Origin of the sequence: Faecalibacillus sp. TM498 (genome assembly GCF_020589955.1) — a bacterium.
Taxonomy (GTDB): domain Bacteria; phylum Bacillota_I; class Bacilli_A; order Erysipelotrichales; family Coprobacillaceae; genus Faecalibacillus; species Faecalibacillus intestinalis.
Window position 1 is genome coordinate 1 of sequence record NZ_JAJDKB010000055.1, and the last position, 14267, is coordinate 14267.

A 14267-nucleotide genomic window follows, 5' to 3' on the forward strand; every position below is an offset into this window, starting at 1 on the left:
AAAAATATGTTTATTCGATCATGAAGGAAAACAATATCAAAGCAAAATATATTAAGACATATATTCAAACAACAGTTAGTCATGATTTCTCTGACAAATTAAAAAATCTATTAAACAGACATTATGATCCTACGAAGCCAAATGTAGCTTGGTGAAAAATCAGTAAAAATAAACAAGCTATGATCCAAGACATTCATGCTGAACTGAGATGTAACAATCAAAGCAAGACCATCAATTTGTTTTCTCATGTCACAAAACTGCTTGGCAACATAAATATTTTTGATTTCATCGGTATTGATAATCATAGCAGGTTCTCCAATAAAATCTTGAGATTTTGTTTGGAACAGGAAATATGATGATGGTCAATATCAAAATCAATAACATCATTACTTTTATCAATGATGACAGGAATAAAAGTATTTTCTTCATCAAGAATCAAAGCCTTTTGTTTATAGAAGCTGGAAATACAAATATGATTGTCATTACAATACTTTGAGAATTTAACTACTACTGTAAATAAAAAGAGCTCATTTCAATTGAGCCCTTCTATAATTCAATAATTCTATTATTTCCCAAAATATCTATCTAATAAACCTTTTAATGCTTTACCATGTCTAGCTTCATCTCTAGCCATTTCATGAACAGTATCATGAATTGCATCTAAATTATTCTTTTTAGCACATGTAGCAAGTTCAACTTTACCAGCAGTAGCTCCAAATTCACAATCAACACGCCAAGCTAAATTATCTTTAGTTGTTGCTTTCATATTTGGTTCTAAATCTTCTCCTAACATTTCAGCAAATTTAGCTGCATGTTCTGCTTCTTCATAAGCAGCTTTTTCCCAATATAATCCAATTTCAGGATAACCTTCTCTATGAGCAATTCTTGCCATACATAAATACATACCAACTTCTGAACATTCACCTTCAAAGTTAGCTTTTAATTGATCAAAGATATATTTTTTATCTTCATCACTGATATCAGGATTATTTTTTACAGTTTTAGCATAGATTCCATATTCATGTTCTGCTGCTAATTTCATTTCACCTTTTACTTCTTCAAACATGTCAGCTCCTACATGACATACTGGACATTCAGCTGGTGCTGCATCTCCTTCATAAACATATCCACATACTTTACATACAAATTTAGCCATATTTCTTTTCTCCTTTTTTTAATTCCTTATTAGGAATGATTACTGCTTAATTATAACATATAATTCTCCATTGTCAATCTCTTTAGAAACATTATTTAACTCTTTCTATTATTATAACTCTTTTTCAAAAGAAAAAGATGCCTATTTAGCATCTCTTGATCGAACTAAAATAATATTTTCATTATTTTCAATAATTGTATAATCACCTTTAACTTCATTTGATACACATAATGGATCATCTCTTTTAAGTAAATAATGATCTAATGTATATTCAGCTTGACTAATAGATAGAATACTTTCATTTAAAGCAAATAATGAAAAATAATAATATTCTTGATTATATATATGATGAATTCCTGGTTTTAATAATTGAATACAGTTTTGTTGATCAATAACCTTTATAGAAACATCTTGATATTTTTCAAGCAAACACATAACTGCAAAAAAATGATCTAAACGTCCTCCGGTAACACCATATAATTCAATTTCATCATAACCTTTAGAAATTGCATATTCGATAGCAGCATGCGTATCTGTCACATCTTTTCTTTCTGGTAAAATTTGAATATTTAAATTTTCTAATGTCTGTCTATTTTGTAAGGAATCAAAATCACCGATGGCAAACTTTGGTGTAATTCCTTGTTTCAATAATTCTTCCACACCATGATCTACCCCAATATATTCTCTGTCTTGAGGAAGTATCATCTTTTCTAAATGTGTGGCACATAACGCTATTTTCATTTTAAAGAAGCAATCCTTTGTGAACAATCTTCACTATTAAATACATAGCTTCCAGCAACAAGAACATCAACACCTACTTCTTTACATTGTTTTCCTGTTGATTCGTTGATTCCACCATCAACTTCAATGAGATAATTGTAATTATTATCTTTTCTTCTTGAAGCTAGATCTTTAATTTTATCAAGAGCAATTTCCTTAAATGATTGTCCACCAAACCCTGGTTCAACGGACATCACTAAAACAACATCTAATAAAGATAAATAATCTTGAATAGCATCAACCGGTGTATTTGGTTTAATACTTATTCCTACTTGTACATTATTTTCTTTAATATGATGAATAAGTGCTAAAGTATCTTCTTTATTTTCCATTGTTTCAATATGAAAAACAATTAAATTTGCTCCACTTTTAATAAATTCATCTACATACTTTTGAGGTTCACTGATCATTAAATGAACATCTAAAAATAAATTTGTTACTTTAGAAACATCTTTTAAAATACTATATCCAAAAGAAATATTAGGTACAAAATGTCCATCCATAACATCATAATGAAGCCAATCAGCTTTTCCATTTTCGATTTTTTCAATATCATCTTTCAAACAAGCAAAATTTGCTGAAAGAAGAGAAGGTGCAACTTTAACCATATCGTTTCTCCTTTTTTTCCTTTAATTCTTTTAACATTGTTAAATAATGTTCATAACGTTCTTTAGAAATCTTTCCTTCATCAACAGCCTCTTTAACAGCACAATGAGGTTCACTATCATGCAAACATCCTCTAAACTTACAAGCAGTAGCATATTCATCAAAATCATGATATGCTCTCGCTGCTTCTGTTGGTTCCATCTCTAATTCAAGAGATGAAAAACCAGGAGTATCCGCTACATAACCATCATATAAATTCATGAGTTCAACATGTCTTGTCGTATGTTTCCCTCTTCCAAGAGCTTTCGATATTTGATTTGTTTCTAAATTTAAAGAAATATCTAACGCATTTAAAAGCGTTGATTTACCAACACCACTTTGTCCAGTAATCACAGTCACTTGATCTTTAAAAATTTCTTTAATCTCATTTATTCCTTTATTTTGTTTAGAACTTGTTTCAATCACAGTATATCCTGCATTTCTATATTCTTGAATATATTGATAAATAGAGTCATCCCCTTCAATATCCATTTTAGAAATAACAATGATTGGTTTAATGTGATAGTGTTCTATCAATAATAAGAACTTATCTAATAATACTGTTGAAAAATCAGGCTCTTTTCTTGAAAAAACAAGTAATGCTTGATCAATATTTGCAATCGGTGGTCTTCTTAAAACATTTTTTCTCTCTAATATTTTGAGAAGGTAACCATCATCATGGTTACCTTTTTGAAATTCTACAAAATCACCAACAACTGGTTTTATGTCTTGTTTTCTAAATTTTCCACGGGCACGACATTGATGCACTTCATGACCATCATCAATGTAATAAAAACCAGCTAATGCCTTGACAATACGCCCTTCATCTATGTTAATCTTCATAATAATAGATTGTAATTGTCGTTCCTTTTTTATCTACTTTTGTTCCAGCAGCAATACTTTGTTTGTAAACTGCACCGATATAACGTTCATCTCCACCTGATTCAGGGAATTGTGTCCCTTCCATTGAAACAGTAAAGCCTAAGTTTTCAAGATTAGATTTCGCACTATCTGGTGTTAAACCAACAACAGAAGGCACTGTTTGACTATAACCAGTAGAAACAGTCAACGTAATATTTCTATTTGTATCTGTTGGATCTACTTTATAGCCTTTCGCTAAATTTTGATCAATAACGGTACCTGCCGGTTGATCAGAAGTTTGTTCACGTTTTGTAACATTGAATCCTAAACCACTCAATTTATTATAGGCATCATCATAGCTCATACCTGTATAATCATCTAAAATCACATAGGATCCTTTAGAAATCGTAAGTGTAATTGTACGATCTTTATCTGTAGGATCTTGTTTATAACCTTTTTCTAAACTTTGTTCTAAAACTGTTCCCGCCTTTTTATCAGAAACTTCACGTTTTATATCAACTTTAAAGCCAATCTTATTTAATTTCTTTTTAGCTTCATCATAACTTAATCCCGTATAATTATCTAAAACAATATATTTACCTTTTGAAACAGTAATTGTGATAACATCTCCTTCTTTAATAGAAGAACCTTTTTCTGGATCAGTTTTTGTAATTAAACCTTTTTTATAATCATCAGATAATTCTTTAAAAACTGTCTTATTAATTGTAACATCATAATCTTTTAACATTTTTTCTGCTTCACTTTGTTTCAATCCAACTAAATCTGGCATTACATTTGGTTGTTTATTTCCACCAAAAAGTAAGAAATAACAAATAATTCCAATAATCAAAACAACACCTGCAACGACTCCTGCAAAAACTTTAGGATTTTTTAATTTTTCTAAAATTTGTTTTCCTTTACCATTATTATTCTTCTTTTCAACAGCTCTTTCTTCAACTTCTTCTGGTTCTTCTTCATCAAAGATTTGTCGTGGATTTACAACAATCGTAGGATCATTCACTTCATCACTATGATCAAAAACAAGTTTTTCTTCATCTGTTCTAGATAAACATGTTTGTAAATCTTCTAACATTTCCGTAGCACTTTTATAACGATCATTTAAGTTTTTAGCAGTTGCTTTAATAATAATATTTTCTACTGATTGAGGAATAGATGGATTAAATTCTCTAAGTGATGGTAAATCTTCTTGCATATGTTTTAAAGCAATATTCACTGGAGATTCCCCATTAAATGGTACTTGTCCTCTTAATAATTCATAAAAAACAATTCCTAAAGCATAAATATCACTTTGAACTGTAGCTTTTTCTCCTCGTGCTAATTCTGGTGCTAAATAATGAAGAGAACCCATAATCACATCTGTTTGTGTAAACTGTGTAAGTGATTGAATAGAAGCAATTCCAAAATCAGCAATCTTAGCTGTTCCTGTATCCGTTACTAAAATATTTTGTGGTTTTAAATCACGATGAATAATTCCCATTTGATGTGCTCTTGCTGTTCCTGAAAGCACTTGTTTCATAATGTCAATAGCTTCCATTACATGTAAAGCACCTCTTTTAGCAATTAATTCTTTCAATGTTCTACCAGGTACATACTCCATGACAATATAGTATTGATCATTATCTTCACCAACATCATAAATTTCAACAATATTTTTATGTGAAAGCGCAGCTGCTGCTGAAGCTTCTCTTTGAAATCTTGCAATATAAATTGGATCTTTCGCTAAAGATGTACGTAATATCTTGATAGCAATTGTACGATTTAAAATCGTATCATTTGCTAGATAAACATCTGCCATTCCTCCTTGACCAATAATATCAATCAATTCATAACGTTCAGCAATGATTTTATTCATTTTTTAACGTCCTCCTTCTATTAACACAGCAGCAATATTATCATGCCCACCATGTTCATTTGCTTGTTCAATTAAAAGATGTACTTTATCTCTAACATTCATATTTTTTTTAACAATATTTAAAATTTCCTCATCTTCTAAAGAATTAAATAACCCATCACTACAAATCAAAATATTCTTCCCATTTAATTTATACTTTTGAATATCTGGTACAATATTCATCTCAACACCAATAGCTTGCATTAAAACATTCTTTTGACGATGATTCTTTCCTTCTTCCTTTGTAATTGCTCCTCTTTCAATCAATTCATTGACTAAAGTATGATCCCTTGTCATTTGGGTAATTTCTTGATCATCATAAATATAAATACGACTATCACCTACATGACAAAAGAAAGCATCATCACCATCAACCACCGCAATCGCTACAGTTGTTCCCATTCCTTTCGTATCTTCTTGCATATTAGCCATTCTTTTTACAATTTGATGAGCTTCTAAAACAGTATCCATTAACCAATTTGTCACTTCTTCATCATCCAAAAAAGGTGGATTGGCTTTAAAACATGTAAGTACATGTTCTTCTACAACATGAGATGCAATTTCTCCTGCCTTATGTCCTCCCATACCATCACAAACAACACCTAAAACCTGATCTTTTAAATTGATGGCCGTTGCTGCTTGATCTTGATTTTTTTCTCTGATTTTTCCAATATCAGTCAATGCATAATACTCCATTATATCACCCCACTACGTTTTGCTCTTAGCTGACCACATGCTCCATCTATATCTCTACCATGTTCTTTTCTAACCGTACAGTTAATATGTAATCTTAATAGTTCGTCTTTAAATTCCTCTACATGACTACTTGGTTTAAAACCATGTTCATCAACACTATTATAAGGAATTAAATTCACATACGCATTCAATCCTCTCATATAATGAGCAAGCTGTCTTGCATGTGCAAGTGAATCGTTGACATCATCTAATAAAATATATTCAAATGTCACTCTACGATTCGTTTTTTCGATATAATCTGCAACACCTTTTCTTAAAGCATCCATATTAAACGCTTTATTTACAGGCATTAATTGGTCTCTAATTTCATCATTAGGGGCATGTAAAGAAATAGCAAGGTTTGTTTGAATTCCTTCATTGCTATATCTTTCAATCATATTGACAAGTCCACATGTAGAAATCGTAATATGTCTTGCTCCAATAGCTAAACCATGAGGATGATTAATAATTCTAACGAATTTCATCACTTCATCATAGTTATCAAAAGGTTCACCTGTTCCCATGACAACAACATGTGAAACACGAATACCTGTATCTTTAGCGACTGCCATGACTTGATTGACCATTTCACCAGCTGTTAAGTTACGTTGTTTTTTTAAAAGCCCACTAGCACAGAAGGCACATTGCATATTGCATCCTACTTGGCTTGTTACACATAATGATTGACCATAGTCATGTCTCATTAAAACGGCTTCTATTAAGTTACCATCAATCATTTTAAATAAGTATTTGATAGTTCCATCACTTGATACTTGCTTTTCTTGTATTTCAAAGGTATCAATGATGCATTGTTTTTCCAATTTTTCTCTTAAATCTTTTGATATATTAGACATTTCTTGAAAATCAAAAGCATTTTTTTGATATAACCATTGAAAAACCTGCTTTGCTCTAAAAGGTTTTTCATTGATTGATTTAAAATATTCAGTTAATTCTTCTAAAGAATAATTATATAAATGTTCCATCTTCTATCCCTTTTTCATTTTACACATATAAAATCCATCTGTGTGATATTCATAATTCAAAATTGTACGTTGTTCAATAACTTTCATATCAGGATGTTTTTGAATAAAATGTTCAATCATCATCCCATTTTCCTTTTTATTGATTGTACATGTACTATAAACCATTGTACCATCATTTTTCAATAAATTATACGCATTTTCTAATAAAAGTGCTTGTAATGGGATTAAACCATCCATCACACTCGAATCATGATATTTAATTTCTGGTTTACGTTTTAAAACTCCAAACCCTGAACAAGGTGCATCTAATAAAATACGATCAAACGTTTCAGGAGGATAGCGTTCTATGAGCTTTGTAGAATCACCTGCTTGAACATGTACATTTTTAACACCTAAACGTTTTAAATTATGTTCTATTAATTTTACTTTGTGCTTATATAAATCATAGGCCTCTATTTTCCCTTGATTTTCCATTAATGCTGCAAGATGTGTTGTTTTACTTCCTGGAGCACTACACATATCTAAAACGTAATCTGTTTTTTGAGGATCTAAAAGTCTTGCTACTAATTGACTTGATTCATCTTGAATCGTTACTTTACCTTCTTTGTAATAAGAAGTATAGGCTAGATTTCCTCTTTTATATAAAAGAGCATCTTGAGACAATGTTCCCTCTTCAAAACAGCTTTCTTTTAATAACTCTTCTTTTGTTGTTTTTAATGTATTGACTCTCCCACTTCTTGTAGGAGGCATGTTATCTTCTTCACAAATCATTTTTGTTTTTTCTAAACCATATTGTTTATTAAACATTTTGACCATCCATAAAGGATGTGATGTCATAATCGAGATTTTTTCTAATTCATCTAATTCCTCTAACGATCTTCTTTCGTTTCTTGTAAAATTCCTCAATACCGCATTTACAAATTGACTTGTTTGATAACCTTCTTTTTTAGCTATTTTAACCGCTTCATTAATAATGGCATATTCAGGTATTTTATCTAAATATATCAATTGATATAAAGACATATAAAGAAGTGTCCTTATTTTTTTCTTTACTCTTTTTCCTTTAATATAAGGTTGAAGTTGATATTGAATATATAAAAGATTTTGAATTGTTCCATAAACAATGGTTGTACATAAATCTTTATCTTCTCTTTTTAAATTACTTTTCTTTAATTGTTCATTTAAAGCAATATTTAAAAAACTCTCATCTTCAAAATATTGATTTAAAATCATATATGCATTTTCTCTTGCCATAACTATATCGTTGTGTATGGATTAAAATCACATATCACATTTACCTTTCTTCCTTTTTTATTATAATAATCACTCATTGCATGCAACACCTCATAAACATGTGTTGTATTCGTTATTTTAAGTGTCATTCTCTTTCGATAAATATCATTCATCTTATAAATCGTACAATTAGCAGGTCCTAAAACAATTACCTTCGGTAATTGTTTTACTAAATATTCCTTTATTTGTTGACTACAAAAAGTCACATCATCTTCTTTTTTACCTTGTACTAAAATACTTATTAAATAACAATAAGGTGGATATTTCGCAAGTTTTCTCATTTCCATTTCTTTTTGATAAAAACTTTGATAATCATGATTTTTAACACATTGTAAAACAAAATGATCAGGGTTATACGTTTGAATCATCACTGTTCCTTGTTTCTTCCCTCGACCACTTCTACCAGAAACTTGTTCTAATAATTGAAATGTTCTTTCATTTGCTCTAAAATCAGGAATATTTAAAGAAAGATCTGCATTAATAACTCCTACAAAAGTCACATTTTCAAAATCTAATCCTTTAGCAATCATCTGTGTTCCTATTAATATATTTGCTTCTTGATTTTCAAATTGTTTAAGCAATTGATGATGTCCTTGCTTCTTCCTTGTAGAATCTACATCATAGCGAATCACTCTTGAATTTATAAAATTATTTTGTAAATATTCTTCTATCTTTTGTGTCCCACTGCCAATAAGTTTAATATTGGTACTTCCACAATGACTGCATTTTTGCTGGTAAGGTACTTGAAAGTCACAATAATGACAACGCATTGTATGGGTATCTTTGTGATAAGTTAAAGATACATCACAATGAGGACATTTTAATACCTCATCACAATCTAAACAACGAACATAACTTGAATAACCTCTTTTATTAAGCAATAAAATCACTTGTTCATTTTTATCGATTGTTTCTTGTATTTTAGCTTTCATCTTCCTTGATAATACTTCATAATGATGTGCTTTCATTTCTTCGACCATATCAATCAATTCAATTTGTGGTAAAGGTTTTTGATTGACCCTTTGAGAAAGTATACATAATTCATATGCACCCTTTAAAGCACGACTATAGCTTTCAAGAGAAGGTGTGGCACTACCTAAAACAACTGGACATTGATGATAAGCACCCCTTTTTCTCGCTACTTGAGATGTTAAATAACGTGGTGGACTTTCTTGTTTATAACTAGCATCATGTTCTTCATCCATAATAATCAAACCTATATTTTCCAGTGGTGCAAAAACAGCACTTCTTGCTCCAACGACAATTTTTACTTCATCACCAATGATTCGACGATATTCATCATATCTTTCCCCCGCTGATAATTTTGAATGTAAGATAGCGACGCTTTTTCCAAAACGGCTTTTAAAAGCAGAGACCATCATTGGAGTCAAAGCAATTTCAGGGACAAGCATCAAGACAGTTTTTCCTTGTTCAATCACAAATCTAGAAAGGTGTAAATAAACTTCTGTTTTTCCTGAACCTGTGACTCCATAAAGTAAAAAGGTTTTAAATTGATGAAAAGATGCTAATATTTGATTAACAACTTTTTGTTGACTAGTAGTCAAGGGATAATCTTCTTGTTGTAGATGTTCATTGTAAGGATTTCGATAAACTTCTACTTGTTTATAAATAATTGCTCCTTGTTTTTCTATATTATTTAAAAGAGCTGTTGAAAAAGGATAATCCTTTATGGGTAATAAATCGTGTTCTTTTATATAATTTAAAGCTTCTTGTTGTTTTGTTGTTTTAAGGGGAATATCTTTTACAAAGGAAACAACTTTTTGATATTTAATACCAACACTATGATTGGTACTTGGTTTTAATTGAGGTGGTAACATACATTGTAAACAACTGATTCTTGTAGAAAGCGTTTGTTTTGAAAGATAGTTTGCAAGTTCTTGTAATTCTTGATTAAGTAATGGTTTTTGATCAATGACATCTTGGATAAAAGAATATTTAAAACCATTTTTTTCTTCTAATTGTTTTTGAGTAAAAAGTGTTTCTTGACATTCAACGACATAACCTACAAGTTGTTGATAACCAAAACGGATATGGACTCGACAACCTGCCAAAACTTGATATTTAGATAAATAGTCATAGGTCGTATCTAATTTATAGATTGCATGTTCCACAAGAACCTTAACAATATACATATTTCCACCTCCCTTTTGTTTGTATTTTACCACATCTATTGTAGCTTTATCAAAAAAACTGTCAGTTATAAAAACCAACAGTTACTTTTGATGTTCTTTAATAATTTTTGCTATTTTATCTTTTGCTAGATGAACATCATCATTTTCTACAACATATTTATATTCATCTTTTGTTTGAATTTCTTTACGTGCTTTATCAAGACGTTCTTTCACGATATCTTCACTTTCTGTACGTCTACCACGAATACGTCTTTCTAATTCTTCTAATGAAGGTGGTACCAAGAAAATCGTAAGGGCATCTGGACACTTTTTCATGACTTGCAACGCTCCTTGAACTTCGATTTCTAAAACGACATTTTTCCCTTCATCTAATAAACGATCTACATTATCTTTAGGGGTACCATAATAATTACCTACAAATCTTGCCCATTCTAATAATCCACCTTGAGCAATTTTATCTACAAACGTTTTTTCATCAACAAAGAAATAATCTACACCATCTGTTTCTGTAGGTCTAGGTTTTCTTGTTGTCATTGAAATAGAATAACTTAAATTTAAACTTTCATCTTTGAACAATTCTTCTCTTACTGTTCCTTTACCAACACCACTAGGCCCACTAAGAATGATTAACATTCCTCTTTTCAATTTTTCCACACCCCTTTTTTTATAAAAATAACTCTACAATAACAAAGAGATAATGTCAATTAAATTTCAAATATGTTATAGTATTTTGGGGTGATAACTATGGCATATGATGGCATTATGATGCATCAAGTAAAAAATTTATTGATAGAAACAATAAAAGGCGGTCGTATCAATAAAATTTATCAAATATCAAAATATGAACTTTTATTTCAAGTTCGTGCAAATAAAAAGAATTATCAGTTATTGATTTCAAGTCATCCAATGTATGCACGTGTTCAATTAACATCTTTATCTTATCCAACACCAGAATCTCCTAATCCGCTTACAATGCTTTATCGTAAGCTTTTAGAAGGTGGTTATATTAAAGATATTGAACAAATCGATTTGGATCGTATTTTTAAAATCACTTTTAGCTGTCACAATGAATTAGGTGATTATATTGAATATATTCTCTATGTAGAAGTCATGGGAAAACATTCAAACATTATTTTAGTAGGTCAAAACGATAAAATCATTGATTGTATTAAACATATTTCACCAAGTATGAACAGTGAAAGATTTTTACAACCAGGAGCCCTTTATCAATTACCACCAATGACGGAAAAACTCGATCCTTTTACAAATGAATTTGTAGAAGATAACCAACTTACTAAAATCTATCAAGGAATGTCTCCTATTTTATCTAAAGAAATATTATATCGTATTGATCAAGATGAATCTTTTAAAGAGATTATGAAAGAAATAGAAAATTCTCAAAATCTCTATATTACGAAAGTCAATGATAAAGAATATTTTCATGTTATTGAACTGACACATTTACAAGGAGAAACATCTAAATATTCTTTATTTGATGGTTTAGATACTCACTTTAATGAAATAGATCAAAAAGAAAGAATTAAACAACAAACAAGTAATCTTTTAAAATTTATACAAAATGAATATCAAAAAAACACTTCAAAATTAAAGAAATTAAAAGCAACCTTAGATGATTCACATAATAGTGATGATTATCGTATTAAAGGAGATTTATTATATGCTTCTTTACATTTAATACAAAAAGGGATGACTCATGTTGTTGTTGACAATTATTATGATAATACAAAATTAGATATTACTTTAGATCCTAAATTAGATCCAAAAGCCAATGCTCAAAAATATTATCAAAAATATCAAAAAGCTAAAAATTCAATCAATGTTCTTTTAGAACAAATTGATTTAACTGAAAAAGAAATTGAATATTTCGATTCTTTAATAACCGCTATGTCACAAGCAACATATTATGATGCTTTAGAAATCAAAGAAGAATTAGAAAACGAAGGATATTTAAAAAAGAAAAAACAAAAAAATACAATTCGTAAGAAAAAACGTCCTCAATTTCAACAATATCTTACAAAAGATGGAATTGAAATCGATATTGGTAAAAATAACTTACAAAACGATTATTTAACATTTAAATATGCGCATCGTTATGATATGTGGTTTCATGCAAAAGATATGCCAGGAAGCCATGTCATTGTTAAAGCACAAGATTTAGATGAATATACGATTCGTTTAGCTGCTAAAATTGCTGCATACTATTCAAAAGGAAAAAATTCAAGTAGTGTTCCAGTAAACTATACACTCGTCAAAACACTCAAAAAACCTGCGGGTAGTAAACCAGGAAAAGTAATTTTAGATAATTATAAAACAATCTATATTGATCCAGATGATGAGTTTTTACAAGAACTTACAAAAAAATAGATGCTAAGCACCTATTTTTAATAACGATTTGTTTGTGTATAACATGTTTGTTCATAGCGAGGATAATAACGTGGAACATAAACAATGTTATTGACACGACGACATTCAATTGGACAAATAATAGGTTGTTCTACATATTGATTTTGAAATGTTGTACATACTTTCTTAGGAGCGACAATTGGTTGTGGAGTAAAACCATTTCCTATATTTGAATTAAAATAATTTGCATAACCGTTATTATCAAAGTTTCCATATTGTCCTTGACAGCATGTATTTTGTTGACAATTACAGCTCATAATAACACCTCCTAATATAAGGTATGGTCATGTATTAAAAAGAATTGGACTTTTGTAAAGGAGAAACAAATGAAATTAATAAAATGGAATTTACATGAAGATGTAGAAGCATATACAACAACTAGGAAATTAGGTGATATTTCTTTAAATAATCCAAATTATTTAAAAGTATTAGAAAATAGACAAGAACTTGCTTCATTACTAAATACAGATTTAGAACATATGGTAGCCCCTAGACAAACACATTCTACCAATTTAAAACAAGTCTTTTTAATGAAAGATGGTGGTACCAATATGTTAAAACAAACAGATGACCTCTATGAAGTAGATGCAACTTATACGAAAGATAAAGATTTATTCTTACTGTCATTTCATGCAGATTGCACACCAATTTTAGTCTATTGCAAAGATCAAAAAATCGTTTGTGCTATTCATTCAGGATGGCTTGGTACAGTTAGACAAATTGTTGATCATACAATTCGTTATCTTATTGAAAAAGAAAATTGTAATCCAAAAGAAATGTATTGTTTAATAGGTCCTTGTCTTTCTAAAAAGCACTTAGAAGTGCAAGATGATGTGATTAATCAAGTTAAGAAAATGAACTTTGATACTTCACCTTTTTATCAAAAAACAGATGAAAATCATTATTTATTAGATAATAAAGGATTAAATAAACAACAATTATTAAATTTAGGGGTTTTAGAAGAAAATATTCAAGTTTCTTCTTATTGTACAAATGAAAATAATGATTTATTCTTTTCACATCGTGTCAATCATGATGGTCAAAGAAATGTAACAATCATTAAAAGAAAATAGGCGATATGAAATTCATATCGCCTATGATTTTAAGATTTAAAATATTCTTCAACATCTTTTCTTTCATCAGCTGTCAATTTTAAAACATCCATAGCTCTTTGCATAGAACATTGTAATTCACTCATTAAATTTGTTACATGTTCAATATTTTTCTTTCTTCTTTCCAATTTTTGTCCTTGTACCAGTCCCATAGAATGTCCTTTTTCTATATTTTCTCTGGCTATCATTTCTCCTAAATTACACATCTTTTTA

15 protein-coding genes are annotated in these 14267 nt (G+C 29.7%); 2 read left to right on the forward strand and 13 right to left on the reverse strand.

Translation table 11 applies throughout. From position 1 onward, the window contains the following. Window positions 1–110 precede the first annotated feature (110 nt). From tnpB to gmk, 11 genes are all read right to left on the reverse strand, one after another. Window positions 111–305: an IS66 family insertion sequence element accessory protein TnpB gene (tnpB, locus tag LJD32_RS15670; protein WP_081918897.1), complete on the reverse strand. Its 195-nt coding sequence runs from the start codon at window positions 303–305 to the stop codon at window positions 111–113. A gap of 260 nt (window positions 306–565) precedes the next feature. Further along, on the reverse strand, window positions 566–1156 hold the full coding sequence (locus LJD32_RS12740) for a rubredoxin-like domain-containing protein (RefSeq protein ID WP_022000839.1): 591 nt from the start codon (window positions 1154–1156) through the stop codon (window positions 566–568). A 141-nt stretch (window positions 1157–1297) separates the two neighbouring features. Beyond that, entirely contained in the window at window positions 1298–1897 is a 600-nt protein-coding gene (locus LJD32_RS12745) for a thiamine diphosphokinase (RefSeq protein ID WP_175302023.1), read from the reverse strand. Beyond that, window positions 1894–2544 carry a ribulose-phosphate 3-epimerase gene (gene rpe, locus LJD32_RS12750; protein WP_227392563.1) on the reverse strand — a complete coding sequence of 217 codons (651 nt, stop codon included), beginning with the start codon at window positions 2542–2544 and terminating at the stop codon, window positions 1894–1896. Before rpe ends, LJD32_RS12745 begins: the two co-directional genes overlap by 4 nt. Then, entirely contained in the window at window positions 2537–3412 is an 876-nt protein-coding gene (gene rsgA, locus LJD32_RS12755; protein ID WP_032089960.1) for a ribosome small subunit-dependent GTPase A, read from the reverse strand. Before rsgA ends, rpe begins: the two co-directional genes overlap by 8 nt. Before the next feature lies 1 nt (window position 3413). Further along, window positions 3414–5315 carry a Stk1 family PASTA domain-containing Ser/Thr kinase gene (pknB, locus tag LJD32_RS12760; RefSeq protein ID WP_227392564.1) on the reverse strand — a complete coding sequence of 634 codons (1902 nt, stop codon included), beginning with the start codon at window positions 5313–5315 and terminating at the stop codon, window positions 3414–3416. Window positions 5316–5318: 3 nt separating this feature from the next. Further along, entirely contained in the window at window positions 5319–6050 is a 732-nt protein-coding gene (locus tag LJD32_RS12765; protein WP_032089894.1) for a Stp1/IreP family PP2C-type Ser/Thr phosphatase, read from the reverse strand. After that, a complete protein-coding gene (gene rlmN / locus LJD32_RS12770; protein WP_032089893.1) occupies window positions 6050–7072 on the reverse strand; it encodes a 23S rRNA (adenine(2503)-C(2))-methyltransferase RlmN in 1023 nt (340 codons plus the stop codon). The genes LJD32_RS12765 and rlmN overlap by 1 nt, the downstream gene beginning before the upstream one ends. A gap of 3 nt (window positions 7073–7075) precedes the next feature. Next, window positions 7076–8326 carry a 16S rRNA (cytosine(967)-C(5))-methyltransferase RsmB gene (rsmB, locus tag LJD32_RS12775; RefSeq protein WP_175302025.1) on the reverse strand — a complete coding sequence of 417 codons (1251 nt, stop codon included), beginning with the start codon at window positions 8324–8326 and terminating at the stop codon, window positions 7076–7078. Window positions 8327–8328: 2 nt separating this feature from the next. After that, window positions 8329–10518 (reverse strand): primosomal protein N', encoded by a 2190-nt coding sequence (priA, locus tag LJD32_RS12780; protein ID WP_227392565.1) that lies wholly within the window; start codon window positions 10516–10518, stop codon window positions 8329–8331. 81 nt (window positions 10519–10599) lie between these two features. After that, window positions 10600–11163 carry a guanylate kinase gene (gene gmk, locus LJD32_RS12785; RefSeq protein WP_032089890.1) on the reverse strand — a complete coding sequence of 188 codons (564 nt, stop codon included), beginning with the start codon at window positions 11161–11163 and terminating at the stop codon, window positions 10600–10602. Window positions 11164–11262: 99 nt separating this feature from the next. On the opposite strand from gmk, the gene LJD32_RS12790 reads away from it, so the two are divergent. After that, the gene (locus LJD32_RS12790; RefSeq protein WP_227392566.1) at window positions 11263–12903 is read left to right on the forward strand and encodes an NFACT family protein; all 1641 of its coding nucleotides are present in this window, start codon (window positions 11263–11265) and stop codon (window positions 12901–12903) included. A gap of 17 nt (window positions 12904–12920) precedes the next feature. Here the strand turns inward: LJD32_RS12790 and LJD32_RS12795 are convergent, their stop codons facing one another. Next, on the reverse strand, window positions 12921–13199 hold the full coding sequence (locus LJD32_RS12795) for a hypothetical protein (RefSeq protein WP_175302021.1): 279 nt from the start codon (window positions 13197–13199) through the stop codon (window positions 12921–12923). A 69-nt stretch (window positions 13200–13268) separates the two neighbouring features. On the opposite strand from LJD32_RS12795, the gene pgeF reads away from it, so the two are divergent. Further along, the gene (gene pgeF, locus LJD32_RS12800; protein ID WP_175302027.1) at window positions 13269–14015 is read left to right on the forward strand and encodes a peptidoglycan editing factor PgeF; all 747 of its coding nucleotides are present in this window, start codon (window positions 13269–13271) and stop codon (window positions 14013–14015) included. Between the two features lie 29 nt (window positions 14016–14044). Here the strand turns inward: pgeF and LJD32_RS12805 are convergent. Then, window positions 14045–14267: hypothetical protein (locus LJD32_RS12805; RefSeq protein WP_227403826.1), on the reverse strand; the 223-nt coding region annotated here is incomplete at its 5' end.

What these genes read in the sequence shown, in the direction of transcription:
- tnpB (WP_081918897.1), bottom strand. Translation starts at nt 305, where the DNA reads ATGATTATCAATACCGATGAAATCAAAAATATTTATGTTGCCAAGCAG.
- LJD32_RS12740 (WP_022000839.1), bottom strand. Translation starts at nt 1,156, where the DNA reads ATGGCTAAATTTGTATGTAAAGTATGTGGATATGTTTATGAAGGAGAT.
- LJD32_RS12745 (WP_175302023.1), bottom strand. Translation starts at nt 1,897, where the DNA reads ATGAAAATAGCGTTATGTGCCACACATTTAGAAAAGATGATACTTCCT.
- rpe (WP_227392563.1), bottom strand. Translation starts at nt 2,544, where the DNA reads ATGGTTAAAGTTGCACCTTCTCTTCTTTCAGCAAATTTTGCTTGTTTG.
- pknB (WP_227392564.1), bottom strand. Translation starts at nt 5,315, where the DNA reads ATGAATAAAATCATTGCTGAACGTTATGAATTGATTGATATTATTGGT.
- LJD32_RS12765 (WP_032089894.1), bottom strand. Translation starts at nt 6,050, where the DNA reads ATGGAGTATTATGCATTGACTGATATTGGAAAAATCAGAGAAAAAAAT.
- rlmN (WP_032089893.1), bottom strand. Translation starts at nt 7,072, where the DNA reads ATGGAACATTTATATAATTATTCTTTAGAAGAATTAACTGAATATTTT.
- rsmB (WP_175302025.1), bottom strand. Translation starts at nt 8,326, where the DNA reads ATGGCAAGAGAAAATGCATATATGATTTTAAATCAATATTTTGAAGAT.
- priA (WP_227392565.1), bottom strand. Translation starts at nt 10,518, where the DNA reads ATGTATATTGTTAAGGTTCTTGTGGAACATGCAATCTATAAATTAGAT.
- LJD32_RS12790 (WP_227392566.1), top strand. Translation starts at nt 11,263, where the DNA reads ATGGCATATGATGGCATTATGATGCATCAAGTAAAAAATTTATTGATA.
- LJD32_RS12795 (WP_175302021.1), bottom strand. Translation starts at nt 13,199, where the DNA reads ATGAGCTGTAATTGTCAACAAAATACATGCTGTCAAGGACAATATGGA.
- pgeF (WP_175302027.1), top strand. Translation starts at nt 13,269, where the DNA reads ATGAAATTAATAAAATGGAATTTACATGAAGATGTAGAAGCATATACA.